Source organism: Amycolatopsis cihanbeyliensis, from assembly GCF_006715045.1.
Lineage (GTDB): Bacteria > Actinomycetota > Actinomycetes > Mycobacteriales > Pseudonocardiaceae > Amycolatopsis > Amycolatopsis cihanbeyliensis.
Window position 1 is genome coordinate 1,635,887 of sequence record NZ_VFML01000001.1, and the last position, 23,511, is coordinate 1,659,397.

Sequence of the window (23,511 nt, forward strand, 5' to 3'; positions counted from 1 at the left end):
TTGTCCGTCCGGCGCGGCCACCCACGAGCTGGAATCATCGAGCAGGACGGCCGTGTTTCCCTAGGCAGTAAGGAGGGCCGGTGACGAAGACCTATGACCTGGTGGTGGTCGGTGGGGGCACCGCCGGGATCATCGCGGCCAAGACGGCGGGCGCCCTTGGCGCGAAGGTGGCGCTCGTCGAGGTCGCCAGGCCGGGAGGGGACTGCCTGTGGACCGGCTGTGTCCCGAGCAAGGCACTCATCGCCGCCGCCGCGACCGCGCACCGGATGCGCACCAGCGGCCGGTTCGGCATCACCCCGGTCGAACCCGAGGTCGACTTCCCCGCCGTGATGGCACACGTGCGCAAGGCCATCGAACGCATCGAACCCGCCGACTCGCCACAAGCGCTCGCCGAGGCGGGCGCCGAGGTGGTGCCGGGCACCGCGGTGTTCACCGGGCCGCGTGAGGTGCTCGTTGGCCAGCGGCGGCTGCGGTTCCGGCACGCCGTGGTAGCCACCGGCTCCTCCCCCGCGCTGCCACCGATCCCCGGGCTCGCCGAACTCGATCCGCTGACCAGCGACACCGTATGGGAACTCACCGAACTACCGCGCCGGCTCGCCGTCCTCGGCGGTGGCCCGATCGGCTGCGAGCTCGGCCAGGCCCTGTCCCGCCTCGGCGCCGAAGTGACGATCATCGAAGCCGCCGACCGGTTGCTGCCCCGCGAGGAACCCCGGGCAGGCACCGCACTGTCCGCGGCGTTGAGTCTGGAAGGCATCCGGGTGCTGACCTCGACCACCGTGACCGGGGCCGAGCAGGACGCCGGCACGGTACGGCTGGAGGTCGACGGCCCCGTGGGAGCCGAGGTCGTCGAGGCCGATCGGGTCCTGGTGGCCACCGGACGGCGCCCCGGCACCGCGGGCCTCGGCCAGGACGCGGCGGGCGTCGCCCTCGATGAGCGGGGCCATGTCGTGGTGGATGCCAAGCTGCGCACCAGCAATCCACGCGTCTATGCCGCGGGCGATGTTGTCGGCAAGCTGCTGTTCACCCATGTCGCGGGAATGCACGGCAGCATCGCCGCCACCAACGCCCTGCTCGCCCCGCTACGGCGGATCGACCACGACACGATGCCCTGGGTGACGTTCACCGACCCGGAGATCGCTCATGTCGGGCTGACCGAGCAGGACGCCCGGCGGCGGCACGGGACGAACATCCGCGTCCGCCTGCTGGAGCACGAGCACGTGGACCGCGCGGTCACCGAGGACGAGACCGGCGGCTTCACCCATATCGTGCTCGACGGCAAGGCACGGGTGCTGGGAGCTACTATCGTCGCGCCCCGTGCCGGGGAGATGATCGCCGAGCTGGCTGGGCTCGTCGCCAGGCGAGCACGGCTACCCGAGCTGAGCTCCGTGGTGCATCCCTACCCCTCGTGGACCGACGGGGTGTGGAACGCCGCGGTAGCGGAGGCGCAGCAAGGCCTGCACAAGCCCGCAGTGCGCGCCCTTGCCCGCCTACGCCGGATGATCACCCCGGGCTAGCGGACGTGGTGTTCGGTTACCCGAAGGTGTTCCGGGGCTTCCGGCGCGAGGGTACGGGCGCGCCGCGCGAATCCCCGTGCCCACCCGGCGGCGGTGAGGCCGTGCGCGTACACGCTCAGCACCACGGTCACGCTGGCCACCAGCATGGTCCGCTCGCCGCTGGCAACGCCCGACTGCTCGACCACCAGGAGGGCGAACAGGATCGAGGCGAGGCCGCGGGGACCGAACCAGCCGAAGAACAGCGTGGTCTCGAACCGCACCCTGGAGCCGAGCATCGCGATCGCCACCGCGAGCATCCGCACCACCACCAGGCTCAGCACCGCGTACGCCACCACCGGCCAGTCGATATCGGTCAGCCTGCTGCCCGCGATGACCGCGGCGAACATGGTGAACGTGGCCATACCAAGCAGCTCGCCTTCCCGCTCGGCGAACTCGTGCACCTGCTGGCACTGCTCGCGAGCCACCGAGCCGAAGCACAGTCCAGCGACGAAGGCGGCGATGAAACCGTTCCCGGTGGCCAGTTCCGCGCCCGCGTAGACCAGCGCGGCCAGTGCGAGCACGGCCAACCGCCGGTAGGTCGGCGTCAGCCAGCCCGCCGAGTCCAGCCGGTTGAGCAGCCACCCGCCAACGGTTCCGCCGGCAACGCCGACCGTGACACCGAGGCCGATCTGCCGCACGGCGAACCACGCCCATTCCGCCGCCGAGCCGGCATCGCCCTGGCCGGTCGCGGCCAGGGCGACCAGCAACAGCACTACCGGCAGCGCGATACCGTCGTTCAGTCCACTCTCGACGTTCAGGCTCTGCCTGACTCGCACCGGCAGCCGCCGGTCGGCGACCACGGCCGCGCCGAGGGCGGCATCGGTGGGTGCCAGCACCGCGGCGAGCAGACACGCCTCCCACATGCCGAAATCCTCGAAAATCAGCCACGCGGCCACCGTGCCGAGCAGGATGCCCACCGGCATCCCGATCGCGAGTAGCCGCAGGGGAAAGTGGTACTCGCGGCGCAGCGTCGGCAGGTCGATGCGCACCGCGTCGGTGAACAGCACCAGCACCAGGGTGGCCTCGGCCAGTACTCTGACGGCTCCTTCACCCGCTGTGCCGCTCAACCAGCCGAGCCCGCCCTGCCCCAGCACGAGCCCCGCGGTCACGAAGACCATCGGCGCGGTGATCGCGGTGCCGTGCAGGCGACCGGATACCAACCCGTAGCCGAGCAGCAGGGCGGCGAGGACCAGCAGGTCGGTCATCGCGCCTCCGTCGGGTACCGGATCCAGGCATCAGCATCACACACGAAACGCTGGACCCGGTACCGACACACGGAAGGTCACTCCGTCAGGGGTTTATTCGAGAAATTCCCACTTCCGCCCTGCCGCGGGACACCCCGGAACAGGTCGACTACCGGCACCCACAGCGGAGCGATGCGCGAGCCGAACCGGTGTACCAGCGCACCGAGGATCAGCCCGAACACCAGGTGGGCGAGGTACACGGTGGTCTGGAACTCGGCCACGGTCACGGTGGCGAACACACCGCCGATCCCGAGCGACGTCGGCACCGGGCCGGTGGCGAACCCGAAGCCGAGCAACAGGCCATACACCGCTCCGAGCAGGGCACCGGACCAGGCGCCCCACTTCCTCGGGAAGCCGCCGATCAACAAGGCGAAAATCACCCCGAAGGCGGCGCCGTTCCAGAAGTGGTCCGCATAGCCCAGGATGGTGGATGTCGTGTTGGGACCGGCCATGATCCGGCCGGTGGCCTTGACTCCCATCAGCATCGGCAGGTCACCGGGCATCGTCTCGAGCGCCCGGAACCCGGTGATCCGCACCGCTTCCAGCCCGATGGTCGCGATCAGGCCGGAGAGGCCGCCGACCAGGATCCCGCGCCGTAGGCGATGCCACCCCACCCCCGCGGCCAGCACCAACGCCAGCACGAGCAGGACGACGGCGGGCAGACCCACCCGCAACAGCAAGTCCTGGAACTGCCAGCGTTCCGTCGCGGCAAGGGCGAACAGCAGCGCACCGGACGTGGTCGCCGCCACCAGCACGACCCCGGTGGCCACCAACTCGCCGAGCGTGTTCCACCGTGACGCCGAGCGGGTCATGCGATCACCATCCTCGTTGCCCTCGCGCCACGCTTCACTCGGCGGCGGCGTTGGCGATCTTCTGCGAGGCCATGGACATCTTCTGGCCACCCTCGGCAAGACCCGGGTCGACCGCCTCGAACAACGGCTTCGGATCGAAATAACTCACCTTCGCCGTACCCTCACTATCGGCCCAGACGTACATCCGCAACGGAATCACCGAGCCGATCGCCGCGGTCTTCTCAAAGAACGTCTTACCCGCGGTCGGATTCCCCACAAAGAACGTGTGCGCCCCCGGCAGGTCCAACCCGGTCGACTGCAACGCCCCAGCCTGATTCAGATCACCCAGCACCATCATCCCGTTACTCGACACCGCCTCCTTCAACGCACCAACGGTGTCCTCGAACGGTTTGCTGGATTCCCAGGTCACCAGCGTTGTGCTGGTCTCCTGGTCACTCTCGGCCGGTGCCGAGGTGTCCTCCGACGGGGCGGGGGACTGCGCTTCGTTACCAGTGTCCGAACCGCTGTCGCCGCAGGCCGCGGCGGTCAGCGCCAGCGTGGCGATGCCCGCGATCAGGCCAGCCGTGCGGGTGCGGCGTCCCCTCATCTTCATTCGCAAGGTAGTGAACCTTTCCTCGTGACAGTGACTGTCCTGCGCACACGGGTGCGCGCCGACCTGGAAACCCGGTCGCGGTCCAGCGGTATTCCAGCCCGTGTCGATGTGACTCACCCGACCCGGTAGTTCAGGCGGGCTACTCTCCGGTCAGATAAGCCCTCTGTCGTAGCGGGACGTGGCCAAGTACATCGGCCTGCGCGGCACCGGTCGGTGCCGAGCGCGCGCCCATGCGGCCGGTGCTGCGCGTGCCAGGAACCATCGGAAGAGACTGATCCATTCATCGCACGGACCGGTTCACCGGATTCGCTCGCCTTGAATATTGCTGCCACACTGCCATGATCAACGCTGTCAATACACCGAAGACGGTGTGGTTAAGAACCTGGAACGGCTGATTGAACCGGGTGAAGACATCGAAGGCAGCATTGCCCAAAAGTACGAAGTTCATCGCGTAAAGGACAGCGCCGTAGAGCGCACCGACCAGGATCACCATGGCGTCGGTACGCAGCCGCAAACGCAGCGCGACCATAGCGAACGCGGCACCGAAGGCCATCGACAACACCACGTGCGACACGGCACCGAGGGCCGGGCTGGCCGTACCGAGAGACTCATCTCCTTGCAGGATCGTCGCGATCGCCAGCAGGGGAAGCTTCGTCGGGACGCCCTGGCTGGCCATGAACCACATGGTCATACCGGCAAACACCATCCCGGCCAGCAATCCGCCGACCGCGCCGTGGGTCAGGGCACGCGTCAACTCGCGCTTGCCGTCCGGGGCGGCCGTCACGGCCGCACCAGGCTCGGCCTTGTTCGCTGAATGCGTCGTCATGGGTACTACTCCGTCGTAGGGTGGAAAGTCAGCGGGACGATCCCGTGCACGCCGGTCGAAATCGCCTCCCAAGCTCGACCGCGAGCAACAAACCGTGCATTCATCCCACCGTCGATATCTGTCAACGAACCCCAACGACGGGAGGAACGTTGACGCGAAGGAAACCCGCCCCAGCACCCATGAATTTCGCTTACCCGAAGACCGCACCGGCGATCGCGAATAACTGTCACAAGCGTGACCATTCACGGCACCTAGGATGATCGTCCAATATGGCGTGACGCGGCCCGTTCAGTCGTACCTGGGCGTCGAAGTCGACGAGAAGATCCCGCGGGCGGTGAGTACCGCCTGCAACGCCGCGGCCGGACGCAGCACCACCGGGCGCGGGGCGTCGACCATCGAGCCTTGTCGCGCGCTGGCCGCGGTCACCGCGACAACCGGTGCCAGCCACGCCAGTAGCGCCATGGCACGCACCCGGTGGCTGGGCTCGTGGCGCAGCGTGAACCAGGTCCAGAAGGCGGCGTCGGCCAGCGAGTCCGCGGCCGCGCCGAACCGCGACTCCGCGCCCAGCCCGCGGGCGAGCCACCCGTCGGCGAGGTCGCTGCCGAGCGCGAGCCCGGACACCCACCGCCCACCGGCCAACGCGGGCAGGTTTGCCCTGGCGAGGGTGATTGTGCTGGCCAGGCCGATCGAGCTGCGCTGTTCGAGCAGGCCGAGGTGACTGGCGGCCATGCCCCAGCTCACCGCCACCCAGGCCCGGCCGCGGCGGTCAGCGAGTACGGCGAACAGCACGTGCAGCGCGGTGACCTCGGCCAGCGCGCGCGGGTGCCGGCGGGCCTGGTGCACGGATCGCCGTGTGGCGTCGGCGAGGAACCTCACCCAGGCTCGGGGCCCCCACCGCCCCGCGCGTACCTCGGCGAGCAGCGCGTTCGTCGCCGCCCTGCTGTCCGGCTCGCCCAGCAGCCGGTCGGTCAGCTGACTCACGGTTCCTGGTCGAACAGCTTCTTCAACCCGGCGTAACCACCTTCGGTCAGCCGTTGCGCGGAGGTCGCGAAGTAGTCCCCGGTCGCGGTGATGCCGAGGCCCTCGACCAGCCGGTTCATAAAGTTGAACAGCGCGCAGACCGAGACCGCGTCGTGCAGGGCCCGCTCGTCCCATCCCGCGGCACGGACCGCGTCGACGTCGGCATCGGTCATGCGGCTCGGGGTGAGGGTAAGCTTGCCGACGTAGCGCAGCAACGGTTTCATCCAGTCCTCGACCGGCGCCGTGTCGACATCGGACAGCAACGCGGTGAGCGTCCCTTCGGCGATACCGAACGCCTCCGCGGTGGCGGTGTGCACACCGTGGCAGTAGTGGCAGGCATTCAACCCGGATACATAGGCGGCGATCAGCTCCCGCTCGGCCACGCTGAGCGGGGAGGGGCCGCGCAGCAGCACCTGGTGGTAGTCCACGAGCGGCGCCGAGGTCTGCGGGTAGGAGCGGAACACGTCCAGCAGCGTGGCGCCCTCGGGCAACGAGGGAAGGTAGGTCACGGTGGGGAACCCTCTTTCTCCGGTTCGTGGTCCGGTAGCTGGGCGACAACCCGGCGGAGCGGAAACGGCAACCTCCGGCCGGGCCGTGCCCGCGAACCCAGCGCTCGCTTCGCCTGCTCCACCCGGCCCGGCTCCGCTTCCGGCAGGTACAACCCGTCGACGATCAGCGCAGCCTGCTCCGGTGTGTCGACCTCCCGCCAGAACACCTTGTGCTCGCACCTGTCGACGACGAAGCCGTGCGCTCGCAGCAGCGGTGCCAGCCCGTCACGCGCCTGCGGGTTGGGCCAGGGTTGATCGTGAATGCCCAGCGCCCGGAACACGCGCAGCCAGCGGGCGGCGCCGACCGGGTGCCAGCCCAGTCGGGACGGCACCAGCGCGACGATCCGCCCACCGGGTCGCAGCACCCTGCGTACCTCGCCGAGCACGCCTTCCAGCGGGGTCAGCAGCGGCAGGCACATCGCCGCGCACACGTCGGTGACCGCGTCCTCGGCCACCGGCAGCGCATCCGCCCTGCCCAGCACCACCGGTCCCCTGCCGGCCGCCGTGGCGAGCCCGAACTCGCCCCACGAGGTATCGACCCCCAGCCATCGCGCATCCGGCAACAGGTCACGGGTGGGGGCCGAGCCGCAGGCCAGGTCGAGGATCGGGCCGGGACTCGACCGGAGCGGCTCGACCAGCCAACGGTAGGGCGAGCCGACCCCGCGCGCCGCCGCCACGTTCAGCACGCGTTCGGTGATTCCCGGCCGCTCGTCGTGATACCTGGCCAGGTAGCGGCACCATCCCGCCGCGTCCGGCCGGATCCGCCGCCCCGACAGGTAACCCACGCTGGCCACGATAAACGGCACCGCGTAGTTCACCGCAACCCGAAACCACGTATCAGCCGCCGCGGTCCCGTCGATGATCACCGCGCCCTGGTTCACCAGCGAGAGCACGGTGCCCACCACGATCGCGACCGGCAGCGCCTTACCCGCCGTCCGCCCGCGCAGCACCAGCGCGAGCGCCTCACCAGGTCGGCTCCAGCTGCACCTGGCGCAGGTGTCGCTGCCGACGTGCCGGCAAGCCACCTCCGCGCCGGAAGGCGGGCGATTCACGGTCGGGCAACCGGCAACGAAGCCCGCACCGTTCGGCTGTTGCTCATCCGGGCTTCCGCGCCACCAGCAGGCCGTAGCCGATCACGCCGTCGGCCACGGCCTGCCGGGCGGGCTGGGTGTAGCGCAGCACGGCTTCGATGTCGACACCTGCCTCGGCCAGCCGGTCGGGTGCGGTCATGCGCAGCAGCCGCAGCCGGGCCTCGATCTGGTCGATCATGCCGGCGATCGCGTCGTCGTGCCGCTCGGTGCGGATGGTGGTGAGGCCTGCGTCGGCGAGGATGTCCGCGTACTGTTCCAGCGGCCGGGCGTCGGCGATGCAGGCGATCCAGGCGGTCAGCGTGCGCAACTGCTCGGGTAGCCCGGCCTCGGTGATGGTCACGTCGGTGATCCCGACCCGGCCTCCCGGGCGAAGCAGTCGGGCGAACTCGGTGGCCGCGGTCGGCTTGTCCGGGAAGGTGCAGAACGCGCACTCACAGAACACGGCATTGAAGACACCGTCGGGCAGCGGGATCCGCTCGGCGTCCCCGAGGTGGAACCGGGTCCGCTCGGCGAGGCCCGCCTTCTCCGCCGCGGTCCGTGCCCGCCGCACCGTGTCTTCGCCGAGATCGACGCCATCCACCGTGGCGTGGTACTCGGTGGCCAGCAGCCGAGCGGTCGCGCCGGAACCGGCGGCGACGTCGACCACTCGCTGTCCGCCACCCAACTCGAGCGCAGCGGCCAGCCGTCTGGTCAGCGCGAGCCCGCCAGGGTGGTAGGACTCGCCGAGCAGCAGTGCCACCGCGTCGCTGCCGTAGGCGGCCGTGCAGCACGCTTTGATCTCCGCCGAGGTGCCGGCGTCGCCTGCGCGGCTCATGGCTCGACCGCCCGGCGCCCGACGTTGGTGCTGTCCGGGGCGAGGGGTCGGGCACCGTCGCCATTGCCGTTGTCGCTGCCCGCCGCGTCCGGCCCGCTCGCGACCTTGGAGCCGTACGGCGAGTCCACGACGAGGGGTTGCAGCTCGATCGCGTTCGGCACCACGTCAGCGACCTTGACCCCGGACTGCTGCGCCCGCACCTGTTCCCGGTACCCGACGGAGTTGTAGGCACAGAACGGGATCAGCCGGCCGTCCGGGGTGATCTCCTCGACGCAGCACTTCATCAGCTGCTTGACGTTGAGCGTGTAGGGGTCCTGGAAGTCCTGCACCACGATCATGAACGCCCGCTCGGTCAGATCGGCCAGCGCACCCGGGAGGTTCACCCCGCACGCGTCGGCACAGTCCAGCGCCTCTGCGGTGGCCCGCAACCGCTCCTCGGTGGTTTCGGTGCCAGGGAATGCCGAGGCGCTCCACAGCTTCTCCAGCGCCTCCCGGATCGCGTAGTCGGGCACCACCCGGTTGGACACGTAGTCCAGGTAGTCCTCCACTCGCAGCAACCTGGGGATGGGCACCACCCCGAAACCCGGCTCGCCCGGGGTTCCCTCGGTCAGCAGGTAGGTGATCGAGCGGCAGGTCGGGAAGCAGCACGGTACCGGGAAAAAGTCCTCGGTACGGAACCAGTCCGGCCGCTGCCGCGCGATCAGTTCCAGCACATCGGAGTTGGTCAGCCGGGTGAGTGGGTCGAACTCCACATGCCGCCCGGAATGGGTCACCGGCTGGAACGACACCGACCGCACCGCAGGATGCCCCAGCCCGAACTCGACAATGTCGCCCAGCTCGTGCTCGTTCAACCCGCGCTCCACCGCGGCCACCAGGGTCACCGTCAACCCCGCCTCGGCACAGTTGTCCAGCGCCTGCCGCTTGCGCTCCCGCAAGTCTTTCCCCCGGATCTCCCGGTGGGTGCGCTCGTCGAACCCGTCGAACTGCAGGTAGATATTGATCGATTTTCCCGCCCGGCCGTTGCGCTCCCCCAACGCGGCCACGAACCGCCTGTCCGTGGCCAGCCGGATCCCGTTGGTGTTCAGGTTGACGTTGCGGATCGGCTTGCCCTGGGCCAGATCGATGAAGTCGAGAATATTCTTGTGGATGGTGGGCTCCCCACCGGAGAACATCACCACCTCCGCCTCACCCTCCGAGGCCACGAACACATCCAGCATCCGATCACACTGCGCAGGCGTGATGGAGTAGCCGTCCGGCTGGTGACCGGAGTCGGCGAAACAGATCGGGCAGTCCAGGTTGCAGTTCGTGTTGACCTCGATAATGCCCAAACAGGCATGCTGCTTGTGCTCCGGGCACAGGCCGCAGTCCGAGGGGCAGCCGTCCTTCACCTCGGTCTGGAAGGTCAGCGGGATCGTGCCCGGTTTGTTGAACCGCGCCGAGGACAGGTACGCCTGCGCGTCCCCGTACACCAGCGCCTCGAACGGCCCGTGCTGCTTGCAGCGTTTGCGCAGGTACACCTTGTTCTCGCGGATGTTGACCTGCGCGTCCACCACCACTTTGCACACCGGGCAGATGCTCTTGGTGTACTCGACGAACACCTCGTCCCGATCCCGCTTCTGATCCGCCACCGGCCGCTCCTCGACGTTGGTGATCGTGCAGAGCCCAGCTCAGCAACGATCGTGCCGGAACGCATCCCGAATGTCAGCGCGCGGACACTCGACGGGCCGCGCACCGGCGCCTCGCTGCCCGCAGGCGCGGTCAACCAGCGGTTTTCAGGACGGCGGGGTCGTAGTCTCTGGCGGGGCGACCCGTTGGCCGAGGTCGTACGCCTCAGCGATGGGGAGCACAGCCGCTTCGGAGTGCCGGTCAAGCCACGGCCGCGCCGTCACGGAGCTGGCGAAGAAGTGCACGTGATTACAGAAGGCGGTGCGCACGGAGGTGAGGTCGTCCGGCGTGACCAGCGAGACGACGGCGGTGACGGGATCAGCGCTGGTCACGCCGGTGTCATCGACCGTGAGGCGGATGGGTGTTCCGGTGGCATGGCACGGGGAGGTGACCCGGGCCGGCTGGGCGAGAAGCCGCGGGTAGATGAGGGTATCCATGGCGCACCAGGTGTAGAGCACGTGCCCGTTGATCTCGAACCGGTGCGGGGTGGGGCGCAGGGTGAGACCGGCGCCGACGATCCGGCCGTGCTCGTCGTACTCGATGTCCGGTACCTCGGCAAGCGCTTGCCGTACCTCGTGCACCGGCCGACCGTAAGCCTCAGCCAGGTTCTCGACCTCGACGGGTTCGCCGTGGGCCAGTAGCCGCAGCAGTGGCGCACCGTGCCAGCCGTGGGCGGTGTTCCGTTCGCAGCCGAACACTGCTTCCACTGTGGCCGCAAGCCGGTCGCGTTCGGTGGTCATGGGAAGCCTTTCGGGTGTGGTGGGTCAGGCGGCGCAGCAGGAAAGCTTGGTGATGTCGCGGGTGAAGGTCTGCGCGGCGAGTTTGAGGGCTTCGGCCATGGTCAGGTACGGGCACCACAGTTCGCCCATGTCGTAGACGCTCATCTGGTTGTGCAGGGCGTAGACGGCGGTGGCGATCACCTCGCCCGCGCCGTCGGCGAGCACGTGGGCTCCGAGCAGCCGCCCGGTGCCGCGTTCGGCTACGAGCTTGACCAGCCCTCGGGCGTCGCGGTTGACCAGCGCGCGGGGCACGTGTCCCAGCGGCAGCACCCGGCATTCGCAGTCGTAACCCCGCGCCTGGGCCTCGGCCTCGGTGAGCCCCGCCGCGGCGGCCTGAGGACCGGTGAAGGTCACCCGCGGCAGATGGTGGTAGTCGAGCCTGCGTTCGGCGTGGTGGAAGGCGTTGTCGACCACGACCGCGCCGTGCGCGCCGGCGACGTAGACGAACTGCGGATGCCCGGTCACATCGCCGGCCGCCCAGATCCGGGGGTTATCGGTGCGCAACCGCTCATCGACGACGATCTCGTCGCGCTCACCGACACGCACCCCCACGGCATCCAGACCCAGACCGCCGGTGACCGGTGTGCGACCGGTGGCCAGCAGCAACTCGTCGGCCCGCAGCTGGCGGGTAGCACCCTCCGCGTCGCGCAACTCGGCCACGACCTGCCCGTCCTCGCGACGCACCTGACTGAGGACCGTGCCCTCGTGCACGCCAATCCCCTCGTCCAGGAAGATCTCGGCGAGTGCGGCAGAGATCTCGGGTTCCTCGGTCGGCGCCAGCCGCTCCAGCATTTCGACGACATCGACCCGCACCCCGAGACGTGCGAACAGTTGTGCCTGTTCCAGCCCGACATAGTTACCGCCAACCACCAGCATCGACTCGGGCAGAGCCGGCAGTTCCATGGCGGTGGTCGAGGTCAGGTAGCCCACCTCCTCCAGCCCGTCCACCGGCGCCGTCCACGGTGCCGAGCCGGTAGCGACGAGATAATGCTCGGCCTCGATCCGGCGCGTCCCTCCCCCGGCGAGCGCGACATCCAGGGCCGGACCCTCGCCGAACCGGGCCTGGCCGGCGACGATCTCCCAGCCGTACTCCGCGGCCAACGCGGTGTATTTCTCCTGCCGCATCCCGGCCACCAGGTCGGCTTTCCCCGCGATCAGCTCGGCGAAGGCGACCTCGTCCGCGCTGGCCCGAATCCCCGGGAACCGGTCGGCCGACAGGACCACCTGCCGGGCCTCGGCGGCGGCCAGCAACGCCTTCGACGGCACACACCCGGTGTTCACGCACGTGCCGCCCACGATGCCGCGCTCAACCATCACCACCGAACGGCCCGATCGCCGCGCGGCGATCGCGGCGGCGAACGCCGAGCCTCCGGAGCCGATGATCGCCAGTTCGAAGGCCATACCCGTCGCCTCGTCTCCACACGGAGGTAGCGGCCTACCTCGTCGTATTTGCCTCTGCGGATGTATACTGTCCCATAGTATCCGCCTTGACGAATATGTGAAGGATGGTTGGGAGGAACGCCGCATGAGCGAGACCACGGGCATCGCCGCCGGTACCGGGCTGCTGGGCGAGGGGGACGAGGTCGGCACGGTGGCGAAGTTCTTCCGCGCCCTGGGTGATCCAAGCAGGCTGCGGCTGCTGGAGTTCCTGCTCGACGGCGAGCACAGTGTCAGCGACTGCGTGGCCCACATCGGGCTGTCCCAAGGGCGAGTATCGACCCACCTGGCATGTCTGGCCGACTGCGGCTACGTCCAGGCCCGCCGCGCAGGCCGGTGGTGCTACTACCGAGTGGCCGACCCGCGAGTCGCCGAACTGGTGACGCTGGCCCGCGCGCTGGCCGCGGACAACTGCGCTGCCCTGGCCACTTGCGAGCGCATCGACGGCCCCGAGACCGCGCCGAGGCGAAACTGAGCGAGGGAGGACCAATGGCCACCACGAACAAGCGGGGTGTGCTGGCCACGCTCGGACTCGGGGCGGTGCTGGTGTTGTGCTGTGCCGCGCCCGCCCTGATCGCCGCGGGCGCGCTGGGCGCGCTCGGTGCCTGGCTGGGCAACCCGTGGGTCATCGGCGCCGCCCTGGCCGCGGCGGTCGTCGTCGTATGGCAGATCCGCAGACGGCACCGCCGCGGACACACCAGCACCCGTGATCCATCCGATCGTTCCTATCCCGACGGCGATGACCGGCCTTCCGGCCCGTGACAGCCGGTATCGGTCGCCGGGTGTTCCTGTGTTGACCTTCCCCCAGGGGCAAAGTCATACCGTGCCACGACGACACGAGAAACGCAGGCCATAGGGCTAGGAGGCGTCATGGGCAGGGTGGAGCTCGACGTGCGGGGCATGGAGTGCGGCGCGTGTGAACAGCGGGTGGCCGCGGTGCTGAAACGCGTGGACGGGGTGCGTACGGCGACCGCCGATCACACCTCCGGCCGGGTGGAGGTCAGCGTGGGCGCGAAGCTACCCGGCCGGGACGTGCAGGTGGAACGGATCGAGGCGGCAGGCTTCGAGGTGGTCGAGGAGGCTATGCCATGACGACCGCTGCCGAGGACCGTGCCCGGCTGTGGGAGTCCGAGCCAAGCCCGCGGGAGGGGCATCGGCGGATCCGCGCGAAGCTCGCGGGGCTGCACTGCTCGCTGTGCACCGGCACGATCGAGAAGACCCGACTCCGGTTCTCCCGAATCGACCTGGACGCCGAGGTGATCGACCTCCGCCGTAACTGGGTACGCGGCAAGGAGCAAGACACCAAGACACACCAGAATCGACGCATCGCGCTCGACTCGGAAACCGTGGTACTACTCAAAGGAGCACCGTAAGCGCGTCCAGAAACGACCGAAGGAGCTGGGTCGGAAGTTCACCGACGACCTGTTCGTCTTCTCCGGAACCAAGGCACCGGACCACTCCGAGCCCTACTCCCCCCAACGCCGTCACGCAACGATACAAGGACATGGCAACACGCCTCGGCATAGACACCCACCTACACACGCTACGCCACTACAGCGCAACCGAACTGCTCTCCGCCGGAATCGACCTACGTACCGTCGCCGGACGCCTCGGCCACGGCGGAGGCGGCGCCACAACCCTCCGCGTATACGCTGCCTGGGTCGCTGCCAGTGATCGTAAAGCTGCTAAGATACTCGGTTCGCGACTACACAAACCAACATCGTTCAGGCAAAGTAATCCTAAAGAGAGCCAGAAATCTTAGATCAGCTCATCTTTGCCTGATAATTTTCTCGGGCCGCTACGACAACAACCTGAAGAACCGGATCAGAATCGAGGGTCCCCACGAAGGCATGCGCCCATGTTTCGTCGGCAAACCGCGCAGCGCACACGCAAGTAGCATCTGCCAAGTCAGGACGCAACGAAATCGGCATCCTCGACCACATACGAAGGTAGAGCGAACGATCAAGCTCGCCGCCATGTCCGATAAGCCCAAGAGCAGCCGCACGAGCAATCCAGTCAGCTTCTTCGTCTTCAGCAATATCGCAAACTAGCCCCCAAAGGCCACTGGAAACGGCAGAACCAGCCTCAATAACTTTCTGCAGCACGCAGATTAACCATACCGCCTGCCAGCCCACTGAAAATTCAGCACCCAGCGCAGTCTCAATTTGATCACATACTCTTTCCGACTCCGTTCGCGCAGCAGATTTAAGTATGTGCAGACGAGTTCGGTCTCATCCGGAGCGGACGGGGCGACGTCACGCAGGGGCGCCGAGCGGCGGGTGCTCGAGCACACGGGGCTTGTACTCGACCAGCTGGATGCCGCCGTCGAAGGTGCGGTGCTCGATCATCTCGAGGGCGACGTCCGGGTAGCCGTCGTAGATGCGTTCTGCGCCCGTGGCCCCGGTGATCACCGGGAACATCACGACTCGGAAGCGGTCGACGAGTCCGGCTCGTAGCAGGGACCGGCACAGGCTGAGGCTGCCGATCGTGCTGAGGAGCCCCGAGCCGTTCTCCTTCATGGCGCGGACCGCCTCGACAGCGTCGTCGCGGATGAGCGTGGAGTTGGCCCACGTCAGTGGCTCCTCGAGTGAGGAGGAGAACACCACCTTGGATGCTTGCGTGAGCTCGTCGATGGACGCCTCTTCTTCGGCCCTGAACTCGTCTTGGCCATTCGGGACCTCGCCGGCGGCGAAGCCCGACATCTGGCGGTAGGTGTTCGCTCCCATCAGGTGGGTGACCTCGGGCTGCTCGCCGAGCCATGCGAGGTACTCCGGGCCCTCGAGACCCCAGAATCCGGGCCAGCCCTCTCCCGATGCGTAGCCGTCGAGGGAGGTGATGAAGTCGACGAGAAGCTCTGACATGGCGGTATCCTTTCCTTGGGTGTCACGACCTTGGACCAGCCGGGAGCCACGAACTCATCGGCCGCGCTGTGGGGTAACGAGGAAACCCATGACGCTGCAGGCGATCGTCTCGTCCGAGGAGTGGGAGGCAGCGTGGCAAGCGCCGCCAGCTGGGCTCGACCGTGCCGCCCGTGCGGTACGCGAGGCCGAACGCCGGGAGCCCAGACCAACGCGCCTCCATCCAGCACCGTCATTCGACCGTCGTTCCACAGTATCCTCCAGCAGGTGCTGCGCGTCGACCGACCCGAAGTAGCGCTTGCCGGATCCGAGCACCACGGGTACGACGTCCATACGCACCTCGTCGACCAGGCCCGCGGTAAGCACCTGGCCACCGGCCTCGGCAGCGGAGACCACGACCATGCGGTCACCGGCAAGCTCCTGCGCCTTGGCCACGGCTGCCTCGACGCCGTCGACGAAGTGGAACGGCGCCTCGGGGTGCCAGCCCTCGGGCTTCGGCCGGTGCGTCACGACGACCATGTGGTCGATCCCGCCCGGAGGCTCACCGCTGGACAACCAGTCGAACAGCGGTCCGGGCTGGTCGTGCTCGTCCGCGACGAAGCCGTCCACCGACACCGAGCTGTACATGACCACCGTGCCCACGGGGCCCTCCTCTCTTTGGGGTGCCCCAAATTAGCGTGTCGTGAGCTGTCGCTCTTGTAAGAAATCAATCGGCCGGCAACGGCCAGCTGTCCAGCGCGTGGCCGGGATGTTCGCGCAGGAACCGCCGCCGGACGTCGACGTACCGGGTCGGCGTGAGCCCGGTGAACGCCCGGAACTCATGGCCGAAGTGGGCCTGGTCGAAGTAGCCTGCGCCACCGGCGAGGTCGCCCCAGTCGATCGGTCCGGCGAATTTGATCGCGAACACGGTGACGAAGAAGCGGTAGGTGCGGGCCAGCCGCTTCGGCGTGACGCCGACGAGCTCCTTGAACCGCTGTGCCAGATGAGTGCTGCTGACACCGGCTGCCACCCTCACGTCGCCGACCGGCACCGCCCCGCTGGTCGCCGCGATGACACTGCTCGTGTGGCGGACCAGCCCCAGGCCGGCGGTCTCGCACAGCCGTCGCATCAGCTCCTCCTCGAGCAGCATCAGCATCTCGTGCGGTCGCTCCGCCGTGGCCAGCCGGTCCCGCAGCTCAGCAATGGCGGGCCGACCCCACACCTGCTCTACCGTCACCGGCCGGTCACACAGCTCGGCCGCGGGCATCGGCAGGAACGGCGCCAGCCCCCACGGCTTGACGTGCACGCCGACGGACCGGGTCCGAAGTGGGTAGCCGAACTCCCACGCCCGGGTGGGCATGGTGACCACGCAGCCGTCGGCGTACTCAGCCGTCTCGATGTCGGCGCCGGCGCGGATGCGGAACGGCACCCCAAGGTTGACGACGAGCAACGCCGCCGACACCTTCGGCGTCAACGTCGGCTCGACCACCACCATCCGGCTCGGCGACGGCACCCCTTACACGGCCGAGGTGATCGCCACCTACGGCAACGGACTCGGGCTCGGCGACGTGACCCTGCCCAACCAGGTCGTGGTCGAGCACACCACCTACGGCAACGGACTCGGGCTCGGCGACGTGACCCTGCCCAACCAGGTCGTGGTCGAGCACACCACCACCGGGCTGAACGACTACGTCCTCGTCGACGGCGCCGACCCCGCCGCGCTGCACGCGGCACTGGCGCACCACCCCGAGGTGGACGTCACCGACCGGAACTCCTTCGCGGCGACCCAGGGAAGCGGGCAGACCGGGCAGTCGTCGGTCAACCTCCTGCTCGACGTCGGGCACTGGCAGCAGTCATCGACTTCGGGACCTGCGGTGTCGGCGACCCCTCCTGCGACATGGCCATCGCCTGGACGCTGCTGACCGCCGACGGCCGGCGGGCGTTCCGCGAGCAACTGTCCATCGACGAGGCGACATGGGCGCGCGGACGCGGTTGGGCGCTGTGGAAGACACTCGTCGCCTGCGCTCGGACCATGGGCCGCGCCGACGAGGCGGCCAGGAACGCGCGTCACGCCCTCAGCGAGATCTTCTCCGAAGACTCGACCGACAATTGACCGACAAACTCTCAGACGCTACGAGGGCTGACGGTTTCGGCTGCCGCCGTCGCGCCGGGCTGGCACCATACTGTTTCACTCACGATCGAGGGGAGCTGGCGGAGTGGCACGTCTTCATGTCGGCTGCGCGATGTGGACCCACCAGGCGTGGCCCGGGCGGTTCCTGCCGCGGTCGCTGCCGGCCGGGGAGCGCTTGCGGGCCTATGCCGGCTGGTGCAACGCGGTCGAGGGCAACACGACCTTCTACGCGACTCCCGCCCGGAGCACCGTGGCGGCGTGGGCGCAACAGGCCGGCCCCGATTTCCGGTTCGTGGTCAAGCTGCCCAAGGTCGTCACGCACGAGCGCCGGTTCGTCGGGGTCGAGGCCGAGATGCGGGCGTTCCTGGACGCGATCGAACCCCTCGGCGAACGGGCGGTCCTGTGGACCCAGTTGCCCGGCTCGTTCGGCCCTTCGGACGTCGATGCCCTCGGCCGCTTCCTGCGCCGGCTCCCCGCCGACCGCCGGCGCGCCGTGGAGGTGCGCCATCCCGGGTTCTTCACCGATGCCGGCTCGACCTCGCTGCTGGAGGGAGCGCTCGCCGACGCAGGCGCGGAGTGGGTGCCGTTCGACACCACGGTCTTCTTCCAGAGCCCGCCGACCAGTGCGGCCGAGCGGGATGCCTGGACCAAGAAACCGCGGCTGCCGCGCCGGACGCGGGCACTGACCGACCAGCCGATCGTGCGCTACCTGGGCCGGGACTCGGTCGAGGAGACGGTCGAGGGGTGGCGGCCGTGGACCGCGGTGGTCGCCGACTGGCTGCGCGAGGGCCGGTCACCGACCGTTTTCCTGCACACCCCCGACAACGACGACGCACCGGCACTCGCCCGCAGGTTCCACGACGACGTGCGAGCGCAGGTGCCCGGCCTCGACGCACTGCCCGAGCCGGAGCCGGTCGAGCCCGCCACCCTATTCTGACCGACACCACCATCGGGCAGGAGCCACTCACCTTCGGGTACGACGACGGCGCTACCGCAGCATGTGCCGATGAACGACCGACCAGCGGCTACAGCGGACGTTCGATGGTTCCCTGATGGCTGCTGACAGTGCTGGTGGGGAGCGTCAGAACCGCGGTGGGAAGTTGCCGTGGTTGGTCTGACGCTCCCCGTTGTGGTTGTCTCGGCTGTTGGCTGCTGCGGGTGGTTGTCAGCTGTTGGTGACCGTGCCGCAGTCGTTGACGGCGGGTTTGCCTGCGAATCGGTCGTTGAGGAACGCGTATCCGGCGAGGTACCAGGGGGCTACGCCCAAAACGTGTTCGGCCAGCGGCACCCAGGTCACCTCGACGGAGGCACCCCGGGAGCACCATTCTTCGACCGCCTGTTTGTTCTGCGGGAAGGGGACTACTTCGTCGAGCATCCCGTGGTAGTTCGCCACAGTCCGGCAAGGGCGGTGTGGCCGTTCAGCCGCACGCGATGGTTGACTGGCGGAGCCGAGTCCATCCGCGAAAGGTCATCATGGATCCGCTGTCCGCAGCGAACGCCGACGAGATGCTGAACATCTGCGAGGCATCGGCGGCCGGGGTGGCCGGGCGGCTCGAACGGTGGGATGCCGCCGAGCCGGTGGTCGCGTCCGCCCTCGACGCCGGGCTCGGCGTGCTCGGCAACGTGACCAACGCGGACCTCGAGGCCGTCACAGCCTGGCGACCGCCGAGGCGTGGCAACAGCGTCTACCTCGACACGACAACGGTGGTGACGGCCGCCCGGCTGCTGGCAGGCGAGCGGACCTGGCTCACTCCCCTGACGCTGTGGGATCTGGCCACCGTCGCTGAGCGGGTCGTCCTCACCGACCGCGTCTACTACACCGGCGAACACCTGGTGCAGGCCGCGGAGCTCAACGGCCTCCTCGGCGACGACGTCTTCGTGAGCGTGCCGCCGCTGGCAGGTGAACACGACGACCCGCTCAGTGCCGTCTATCGCCGGAACCTCGCGGCATACCGGGATCTGATCGCACCTCTCGTACACAGCAGGCCACGACCGGACGGCACGTACTGGGCGGACGCGGTCAAGCAGGTGACCGACGCGTGGTCCCTGCTGACCGGTCGGCCGGTCCGAGCCGGGCAGGCGCTCGTACCCCGCGAGGCGCAGCGCTGGTTCACGCCGAAGGTCGAGGTAGTGCCGGACTCCTACCTCGACGACCTGCCGATGGCGTCGGACCGCAGTGGCAGGCCGGTCCTCGGGGACATCACGTACCGGGCGTACGCGAGCCAGACCTTCGCCAACCTGCTGGGCGTTCCGTACGCCCCGGCGACCGCCCGGATGCCGTTTCGCCACCACTTCTGCCGACGCTGCTGGGAGCTCGACGACCGCCTGCGCACCGGGGAGGCCGCGACCGAAGCCTACCGTCAGCTCGCCAAGGACACCGACCTCGTGCTGCCGGTCTTCCTGGCCGTCGCGCTCGCGGACGCGGGGCGGATCGACCAGATCTGGCCGCGGCTCGCGGAGCTGCGGGAGAAGGCACGCGGGTTCCGTAAGCACCGAGTCGAACTCGACGAGTCGCTGGCGCTCGGCGAGGTCTCCGACACGTCCCGGCGGCTGCTGACGGCCGTGCGCAGCGAGGCGTTCAAGCTGACCGAACTGCTCGGCTTCGGCTACCAGCTGATCGCGCACGTCGCCAGCCGGATCGTCCGGGCGACACCGCCGCAGCTGCCCGACGAGGTCGCGACGCTCGAAGGCATCGCCCGCTCGACGCTACCCGCCGACCTGCGCAAGCGGCTGTGGTGGTCGGTCTTCAAGCCGGACCTTCGGTTTCTCACCCACATCAGGACGCAGTCGCGCCACATGACCGACGCCATGCCGAAGATCGGCCGGCTCTGGGGACTGCCACCAAGCCACGGCGAGCGGTTCCGCACCCGCTTCGAGCAGCTCGCCGGCCTGCGGATCGTCGCGTAAGCTCAGTCGAACCGGTGCTCTGTCTCGTCGATCCGCGCCTTGACCACCGGGTGTTCGGCCAGCTCGGGGTCCAACCGGACGGACTTGTGGATCCACGCCGTGCTCAGTTGTTCGGCCGTCAGCCCCCAGGCTCCGGTCAGGTCAACCTCCCACATGTCGGCGGCGTCCAGCCGGGCGCCGGCAAGGTCGGCGTCGCGCAGTCGCGTCCGGAACATGTAGGTGTCGCTCAGGTTGGCGTCGCGGAGGTCGGCGCGCTCGAGGTCCGCCACCCCCAAGCGGGCGCCGGTGAGCCGGGCACCACGCAGGTTCGCGTACCGGGCCCTGGCACGCACGAGCGTCGCGAGTCGTAGGTCCGCGCCGGTGAGTCGCGCGTACGACAGGTTCGTGCGATCGAGGTGCGCGTTGCCGAGGTGGGCCCCGGTCAGATCCGCCTCGACGAGTTCCGCGTTCTTCAGCTCGGCAAAGTGCAAGATCGCGTCATTCAGCCGGGCATTCTTCATGTTCGCGCCGGTCAGCGACGCGTAGGACACCTGCGCACTGCGCAGGTCCGCACGCTCCAGTGTGGCGCGTTCGAACAGGGCGTAGGACAGGTTGGCGTTCGCCAGTCGGGTTTCCTCGAGTTCGGATCCGTAGACGTCGGCGTACTGAAGCTCGGCGCCTTCACAGTCGGCACCGGTGAGATCGGCGCCGCGGAGATACGTGTGCGACAGTCGTGCGCCACGCAGGTTCGCCTCGCGCAGGGTGGAGCTGTTCATCGTCGCGTACGTGAGGTTGGCGTCCGACAGGTTCGCCCGCGCCAGGAAGGCCCGGCCGATGTTGGCACGGAACAGGTCGACGCCGCCGAGGTACGCGTCGTGCAGGTCGGACTCGGCGAGTCTGGCATGGGCGAACCGCGCCTCGCTCAGGTCGGCCCCGCGCAGGTCGAGCCGACGCAGGTCGAGCCATTGTTCACTCGTGCGCCGCGCGACCACGGACAACGCGGCCTGCACGTCGGGCGCAGGGCGTACCGCGGCGCGCTTCCACAGCATCATCGGCGCCATACGATTGAGCCACGGGTGCGCGACGTTCCCGCGCACGAACTCGACGAGCCTGTCCACGATCGCGTCGTGTCCGCCGTTTTGCCCGGACAGCAGCGTTTCCAGCTCCCGTATCGTCGCGACACGGTCCGCCACCTGTTCGGACCCTAGTCGCGCGAACATCTCCGCATGCCGATCCGTCACGGACGGCACACTAGCGAGCTAGGCCCTGGCCCAACAGTGGGTCACAACCGTCACGACCCTCTCGGCGGATGACCCCGGATCTCCGTCCGGTCCTGCACGATCAACACGCGGGGGTAATCCAACGACCAGACTGGACGACATCGAGCAGGGTGAGCCCCTGGGGACCGGTGTCATCGAGAACGACGAGGTCAGCCGGGCCGCCGACCTGGAACTCGCCGACCCCGGGCCGGACGCCCGGCGCGAGCCGCGCCGGGTTCCTTGTCGCCAGGACCAGCGCGTCGTGGAGTGCGCGTCGCCCCCCTCGGTATAACTCGACCGCCAGACCCAGGCTTCGCCCCCTGCCGTCACGACCTGCTCGACCGCGGAAGCCAGGACCGCGTGCAGCGCGAACGAGTTCAGTGCCGTCGAAGCCCCGCCCACGCGCACGCCCGGCCCGGCCCGGCATCGAGCATGACGTCGGCGGCGGGGACGTGGGTGTCGATGTGCACCTCCGCGAGCGTCGAGAGGTCCACGCCGTCCCGCGCCCTCGCCGGATGACCGGGCGGCAACTCGGCGGCGGCTAACGCAGCGGCGTGGGGAAGGCGACCGGGCTGCGATGACCGGACCGGTCGACGGCCCGCACCCCGAAGAACACGTTGTCCTTCGACAGCGGAACGGTCACCTCGGTGACGTCCCCGACGTCGATCACATGTGTCCACTCAGGACTGGTGGTTTCCCGCCACAGCACCTCGTACCCGGCGAGGTCGACCTCGGTACCGCGTTGCCAGAGCAGGTCCGTGTCATTGGTCAGCCGGTCGGTACGAATCCGGGCGCCGCTCGGTGTCCCCGGCGCGACAGCGAGCGACCACAGGGTCGCGGCGCTCACCTTGGCGACCCTGGCGATGTAGCCGAAGTCGCAGAACGAAGGGAGGTCACCGTACTGGACCCCGTCCTCGACCCGGACGTCCTGGTGCTGGTGCGCGTAGTTCTCGGCTGGCTCGGTGAACCGCGCGGCCGGGTAGCGCTGTTCCAGGAAGGGGATGTGATCGCCGCCGCGCAGGTAGCGGTCGCGGCGGTAGATCACCCGCACCGACATCCCGGTGGCCCGGTTCTCCGCGACGTCGCGCACGAACCGGGCCAGCTGGCGCGGTGGGGAGTCGTTCTCCCCACCGACCGCGCGGCGGATCTCCGCCTCCTCCGGGGTTTCGGCTGTGGGCACACCCTCGGCGAACAGCCGCACCGTACGGGGATCGCGGGTGCCGTCCTCGGCTGTGCTGCTGCCCACGATGTCGTTGGTGAACATCGCCTGCACGTCGGTTCCCGTTTCGGTGAACCGCTCGGCCATGTGCCGCGAACCGTAGAGTCCCTGCTCCTCGCCGGCCACGGCGGCGAACACCAGCGTCGCCTCCGGCTCCCGGGTGGCCAGCACCCTGGCCATTTCCAGCACCACGGCCACCCCGGAGGCGTCGTCACCGGCGCCGGGAGCGTCGCTGGTGGCATCGAGTGGATCGGAGACTCGCGAGTCGTAGTGACCGCTGACCACGTAGACCCGGTCCGACGATCCGGTACCGCGCAGGGTGGCGATCACGTTGGTGATCCGGGTCGGTACCGGGATACGCGGCGCCGGCGGCTGGAGGTAGGACTGGAGTTCGACCGTCATCCTTCCGTTCGACGCGGCGGCGTGGCGTCGCATCGTGCGGTGGATCCAGTCTCTGGCCGCGCCGATGCCGCGTCGCGGGTCGTCTTGGGCGGACAGGGTGTGCCGGGTGCCGAAGGCGGCCAGCCGGTGCACGATCGCGGACATCCGCCGCGCGTCGAACTCGCGCAGGATGGCGCGCAGTTCGGCATCGGGACGCTGCGGCCGGACCCGCCGGCCGGGCCCGCCAAAGGCCGGCTCGGCCACGGCGGGCGCCTGCCCGAGCAGAGAAGCACCCGCGGCGGCGGTGGCGGAGGTGGCAAGGAAAGCCCTCCGGCTGGACAACCGGCGTTCGGGCCGTTCGTGTCCCATCCTTTCGTCCTACGCCCAGCCACCCCGCCTGTCCAGACTCCGGACGGC

27 protein-coding genes and 1 pseudogene are annotated in these 23,511 nt (G+C 68.9%); 10 read left to right on the plus strand and 18 right to left on the minus strand.

Annotated features, from left to right (window positions below):
• Positions 1–80: 80 nt before the first annotated feature.
• Complete coding sequence (locus FB471_RS07170) at positions 81–1,514, plus strand: dihydrolipoyl dehydrogenase family protein (RefSeq protein WP_211357977.1); 1,434 nt, start codon at positions 81–83, stop codon at positions 1,512–1,514.
• Here the strand turns inward: FB471_RS07170 and FB471_RS07175 are convergent.
• The 11 genes from FB471_RS07175 to merA all read right to left on the minus strand — a co-directional run bounded on the left by FB471_RS07175 (position 1,511) and on the right by merA (position 12,345).
• Complete coding sequence (locus tag FB471_RS07175) at positions 1,511–2,758, minus strand: cation:proton antiporter domain-containing protein (RefSeq protein ID WP_141996556.1); 1,248 nt, start codon at positions 2,756–2,758, stop codon at positions 1,511–1,513. The two genes, FB471_RS07170 and FB471_RS07175, sit on opposite strands and share 4 nt — an antisense overlap.
• A 77-nt stretch (positions 2,759–2,835) precedes the next feature.
• Positions 2,836–3,609 carry a hypothetical protein gene (locus tag FB471_RS07180; protein ID WP_141996557.1) on the minus strand — a complete coding sequence of 258 codons (774 nt, stop codon included), beginning with the start codon at positions 3,607–3,609 and terminating at the stop codon, positions 2,836–2,838.
• Positions 3,610–3,643: 34 nt separating this feature from the next.
• Positions 3,644–4,318, minus strand: a complete 675-nt coding sequence (locus FB471_RS07185) for a DUF302 domain-containing protein (RefSeq protein WP_141996558.1) — start codon at positions 4,316–4,318, stop codon at positions 3,644–3,646.
• Positions 4,319–4,481: 163 nt separating this feature from the next.
• Positions 4,482–5,027 (minus strand): hypothetical protein, encoded by a 546-nt coding sequence (locus FB471_RS07190; protein ID WP_141996559.1) that lies wholly within the window; start codon positions 5,025–5,027, stop codon positions 4,482–4,484.
• Between the two features lie 288 nt (positions 5,028–5,315).
• Positions 5,316–6,008 (minus strand): CDP-alcohol phosphatidyltransferase family protein, encoded by a 693-nt coding sequence (locus FB471_RS07195; RefSeq protein WP_211357978.1) that lies wholly within the window; start codon positions 6,006–6,008, stop codon positions 5,316–5,318.
• Positions 6,005–6,556 (minus strand): carboxymuconolactone decarboxylase family protein, encoded by a 552-nt coding sequence (locus tag FB471_RS07200; protein WP_141996560.1) that lies wholly within the window; start codon positions 6,554–6,556, stop codon positions 6,005–6,007. Before FB471_RS07200 ends, FB471_RS07195 begins: the two co-directional genes overlap by 4 nt.
• On the minus strand, positions 6,553–7,647 hold the full coding sequence (gene nrtS, locus FB471_RS07205) for a nitrate/nitrite transporter NrtS (RefSeq protein ID WP_211357979.1): 1,095 nt from the start codon (positions 7,645–7,647) through the stop codon (positions 6,553–6,555). Before nrtS ends, FB471_RS07200 begins: the two co-directional genes overlap by 4 nt.
• A gap of 43 nt (positions 7,648–7,690) precedes the next feature.
• Complete coding sequence (locus tag FB471_RS07210) at positions 7,691–8,500, minus strand: class I SAM-dependent methyltransferase (RefSeq protein WP_141996561.1); 810 nt, start codon at positions 8,498–8,500, stop codon at positions 7,691–7,693.
• Positions 8,497–10,128: a radical SAM protein gene (locus tag FB471_RS07215; protein WP_141996562.1), complete on the minus strand. Its 1,632-nt coding sequence runs from the start codon at positions 10,126–10,128 to the stop codon at positions 8,497–8,499. The genes FB471_RS07210 and FB471_RS07215 overlap by 4 nt, the downstream gene beginning before the upstream one ends.
• Before the next feature lie 144 nt (positions 10,129–10,272).
• Complete coding sequence (gene merB, locus FB471_RS07220; RefSeq protein ID WP_141996563.1) at positions 10,273–10,905, minus strand: organomercurial lyase MerB; 633 nt, start codon at positions 10,903–10,905, stop codon at positions 10,273–10,275.
• Between the two features lie 24 nt (positions 10,906–10,929).
• Positions 10,930–12,345 (minus strand): mercury(II) reductase, encoded by a 1,416-nt coding sequence (gene merA, locus FB471_RS07225; RefSeq protein WP_141996564.1) that lies wholly within the window; start codon positions 12,343–12,345, stop codon positions 10,930–10,932.
• A 124-nt stretch (positions 12,346–12,469) separates the two neighbouring features.
• Between merA and FB471_RS07230 the strand changes: the two genes are divergently transcribed.
• The 5 genes from FB471_RS07230 to FB471_RS34960 all read left to right on the plus strand — a co-directional run bounded on the left by FB471_RS07230 (position 12,470) and on the right by FB471_RS34960 (position 14,143).
• Positions 12,470–12,856, plus strand: a complete 387-nt coding sequence (locus FB471_RS07230; protein WP_141996565.1) for an ArsR/SmtB family transcription factor — start codon at positions 12,470–12,472, stop codon at positions 12,854–12,856.
• A 14-nt stretch (positions 12,857–12,870) separates the two neighbouring features.
• The gene (locus FB471_RS07235; RefSeq protein ID WP_141996566.1) at positions 12,871–13,143 is read left to right on the plus strand and encodes a hypothetical protein; all 273 of its coding nucleotides are present in this window, start codon (positions 12,871–12,873) and stop codon (positions 13,141–13,143) included.
• Between the two features lie 108 nt (positions 13,144–13,251).
• A complete protein-coding gene (locus FB471_RS07240) occupies positions 13,252–13,473 on the plus strand; it encodes a heavy-metal-associated domain-containing protein (protein ID WP_141996567.1) in 222 nt (73 codons plus the stop codon).
• A complete protein-coding gene (locus FB471_RS34955) occupies positions 13,470–13,754 on the plus strand; it encodes a hypothetical protein (protein ID WP_246076277.1) in 285 nt (94 codons plus the stop codon). The genes FB471_RS07240 and FB471_RS34955 overlap by 4 nt, the downstream gene beginning before the upstream one ends.
• Before the next feature lie 131 nt (positions 13,755–13,885).
• On the plus strand, positions 13,886–14,143 hold the full coding sequence (locus tag FB471_RS34960) for a tyrosine-type recombinase/integrase (protein ID WP_246076278.1): 258 nt from the start codon (positions 13,886–13,888) through the stop codon (positions 14,141–14,143).
• Position 14,144: 1 nt separating this feature from the next.
• Here FB471_RS34960 and FB471_RS07250 read toward each other — a convergent pair whose 3' ends face one another.
• From FB471_RS07250 to FB471_RS07265, 4 genes and pseudogenes are all read right to left on the minus strand, one after another.
• Positions 14,145–14,486 (minus strand): hypothetical protein, encoded by a 342-nt coding sequence (locus tag FB471_RS07250; RefSeq protein ID WP_141996568.1) that lies wholly within the window; start codon positions 14,484–14,486, stop codon positions 14,145–14,147.
• Positions 14,487–14,636: 150 nt separating this feature from the next.
• Entirely contained in the window at positions 14,637–15,242 is a 606-nt protein-coding gene (locus tag FB471_RS07255) for a dihydrofolate reductase family protein (protein WP_141996569.1), read from the minus strand.
• Between the two features lie 255 nt (positions 15,243–15,497).
• A pseudogene (locus tag FB471_RS07260) lies at positions 15,498–15,881 on the minus strand (dihydrofolate reductase family protein); the annotation flags it as partial.
• Positions 15,882–15,945: 64 nt separating this feature from the next.
• Positions 15,946–16,713 carry a helix-turn-helix domain-containing protein gene (locus FB471_RS07265; protein ID WP_141996570.1) on the minus strand — a complete coding sequence of 256 codons (768 nt, stop codon included), beginning with the start codon at positions 16,711–16,713 and terminating at the stop codon, positions 15,946–15,948.
• On the opposite strand from FB471_RS07265, the gene FB471_RS34965 reads away from it, so the two are divergent.
• From FB471_RS34965 to FB471_RS07280, 3 genes are all read left to right on the plus strand, one after another.
• A complete protein-coding gene (locus FB471_RS34965) occupies positions 16,655–17,140 on the plus strand; it encodes a hypothetical protein (RefSeq protein WP_141996571.1) in 486 nt (161 codons plus the stop codon). The two genes, FB471_RS07265 and FB471_RS34965, sit on opposite strands and share 59 nt — an antisense overlap.
• Entirely contained in the window at positions 17,116–17,331 is a 216-nt protein-coding gene (locus FB471_RS07275; RefSeq protein WP_425457039.1) for a hypothetical protein, read from the plus strand. The genes FB471_RS34965 and FB471_RS07275 overlap by 25 nt, the downstream gene beginning before the upstream one ends.
• A gap of 130 nt (positions 17,332–17,461) precedes the next feature.
• The gene (locus FB471_RS07280; RefSeq protein WP_142001647.1) at positions 17,462–18,286 is read left to right on the plus strand and encodes a DUF72 domain-containing protein; all 825 of its coding nucleotides are present in this window, start codon (positions 17,462–17,464) and stop codon (positions 18,284–18,286) included.
• A gap of 228 nt (positions 18,287–18,514) precedes the next feature.
• On the opposite strand, the gene FB471_RS07285 is transcribed toward FB471_RS07280, so the two are convergent.
• Complete coding sequence (locus FB471_RS07285; protein ID WP_281287383.1) at positions 18,515–18,742, minus strand: lipase family protein; 228 nt, start codon at positions 18,740–18,742, stop codon at positions 18,515–18,517.
• 80 nt (positions 18,743–18,822) lie between these two features.
• Here FB471_RS07285 and FB471_RS07290 point away from each other — a divergent pair, with 80 nt between their 5' ends.
• Positions 18,823–20,256 carry a hypothetical protein gene (locus FB471_RS07290; RefSeq protein WP_141996573.1) on the plus strand — a complete coding sequence of 478 codons (1,434 nt, stop codon included), beginning with the start codon at positions 18,823–18,825 and terminating at the stop codon, positions 20,254–20,256.
• 2 nt (positions 20,257–20,258) lie between these two features.
• Here FB471_RS07290 and FB471_RS07295 read toward each other — a convergent pair whose 3' ends face one another.
• Both FB471_RS07295 and FB471_RS07300 read right to left on the minus strand, forming a co-directional pair.
• Positions 20,259–21,476 (minus strand): pentapeptide repeat-containing protein, encoded by a 1,218-nt coding sequence (locus tag FB471_RS07295; protein ID WP_141996574.1) that lies wholly within the window; start codon positions 21,474–21,476, stop codon positions 20,259–20,261.
• Between the two features lie 559 nt (positions 21,477–22,035).
• Entirely contained in the window at positions 22,036–23,463 is a 1,428-nt protein-coding gene (locus FB471_RS07300) for a M20/M25/M40 family metallo-hydrolase (protein ID WP_141996575.1), read from the minus strand.
• Between the last annotated feature and the right edge of the window lie 48 nt (positions 23,464–23,511).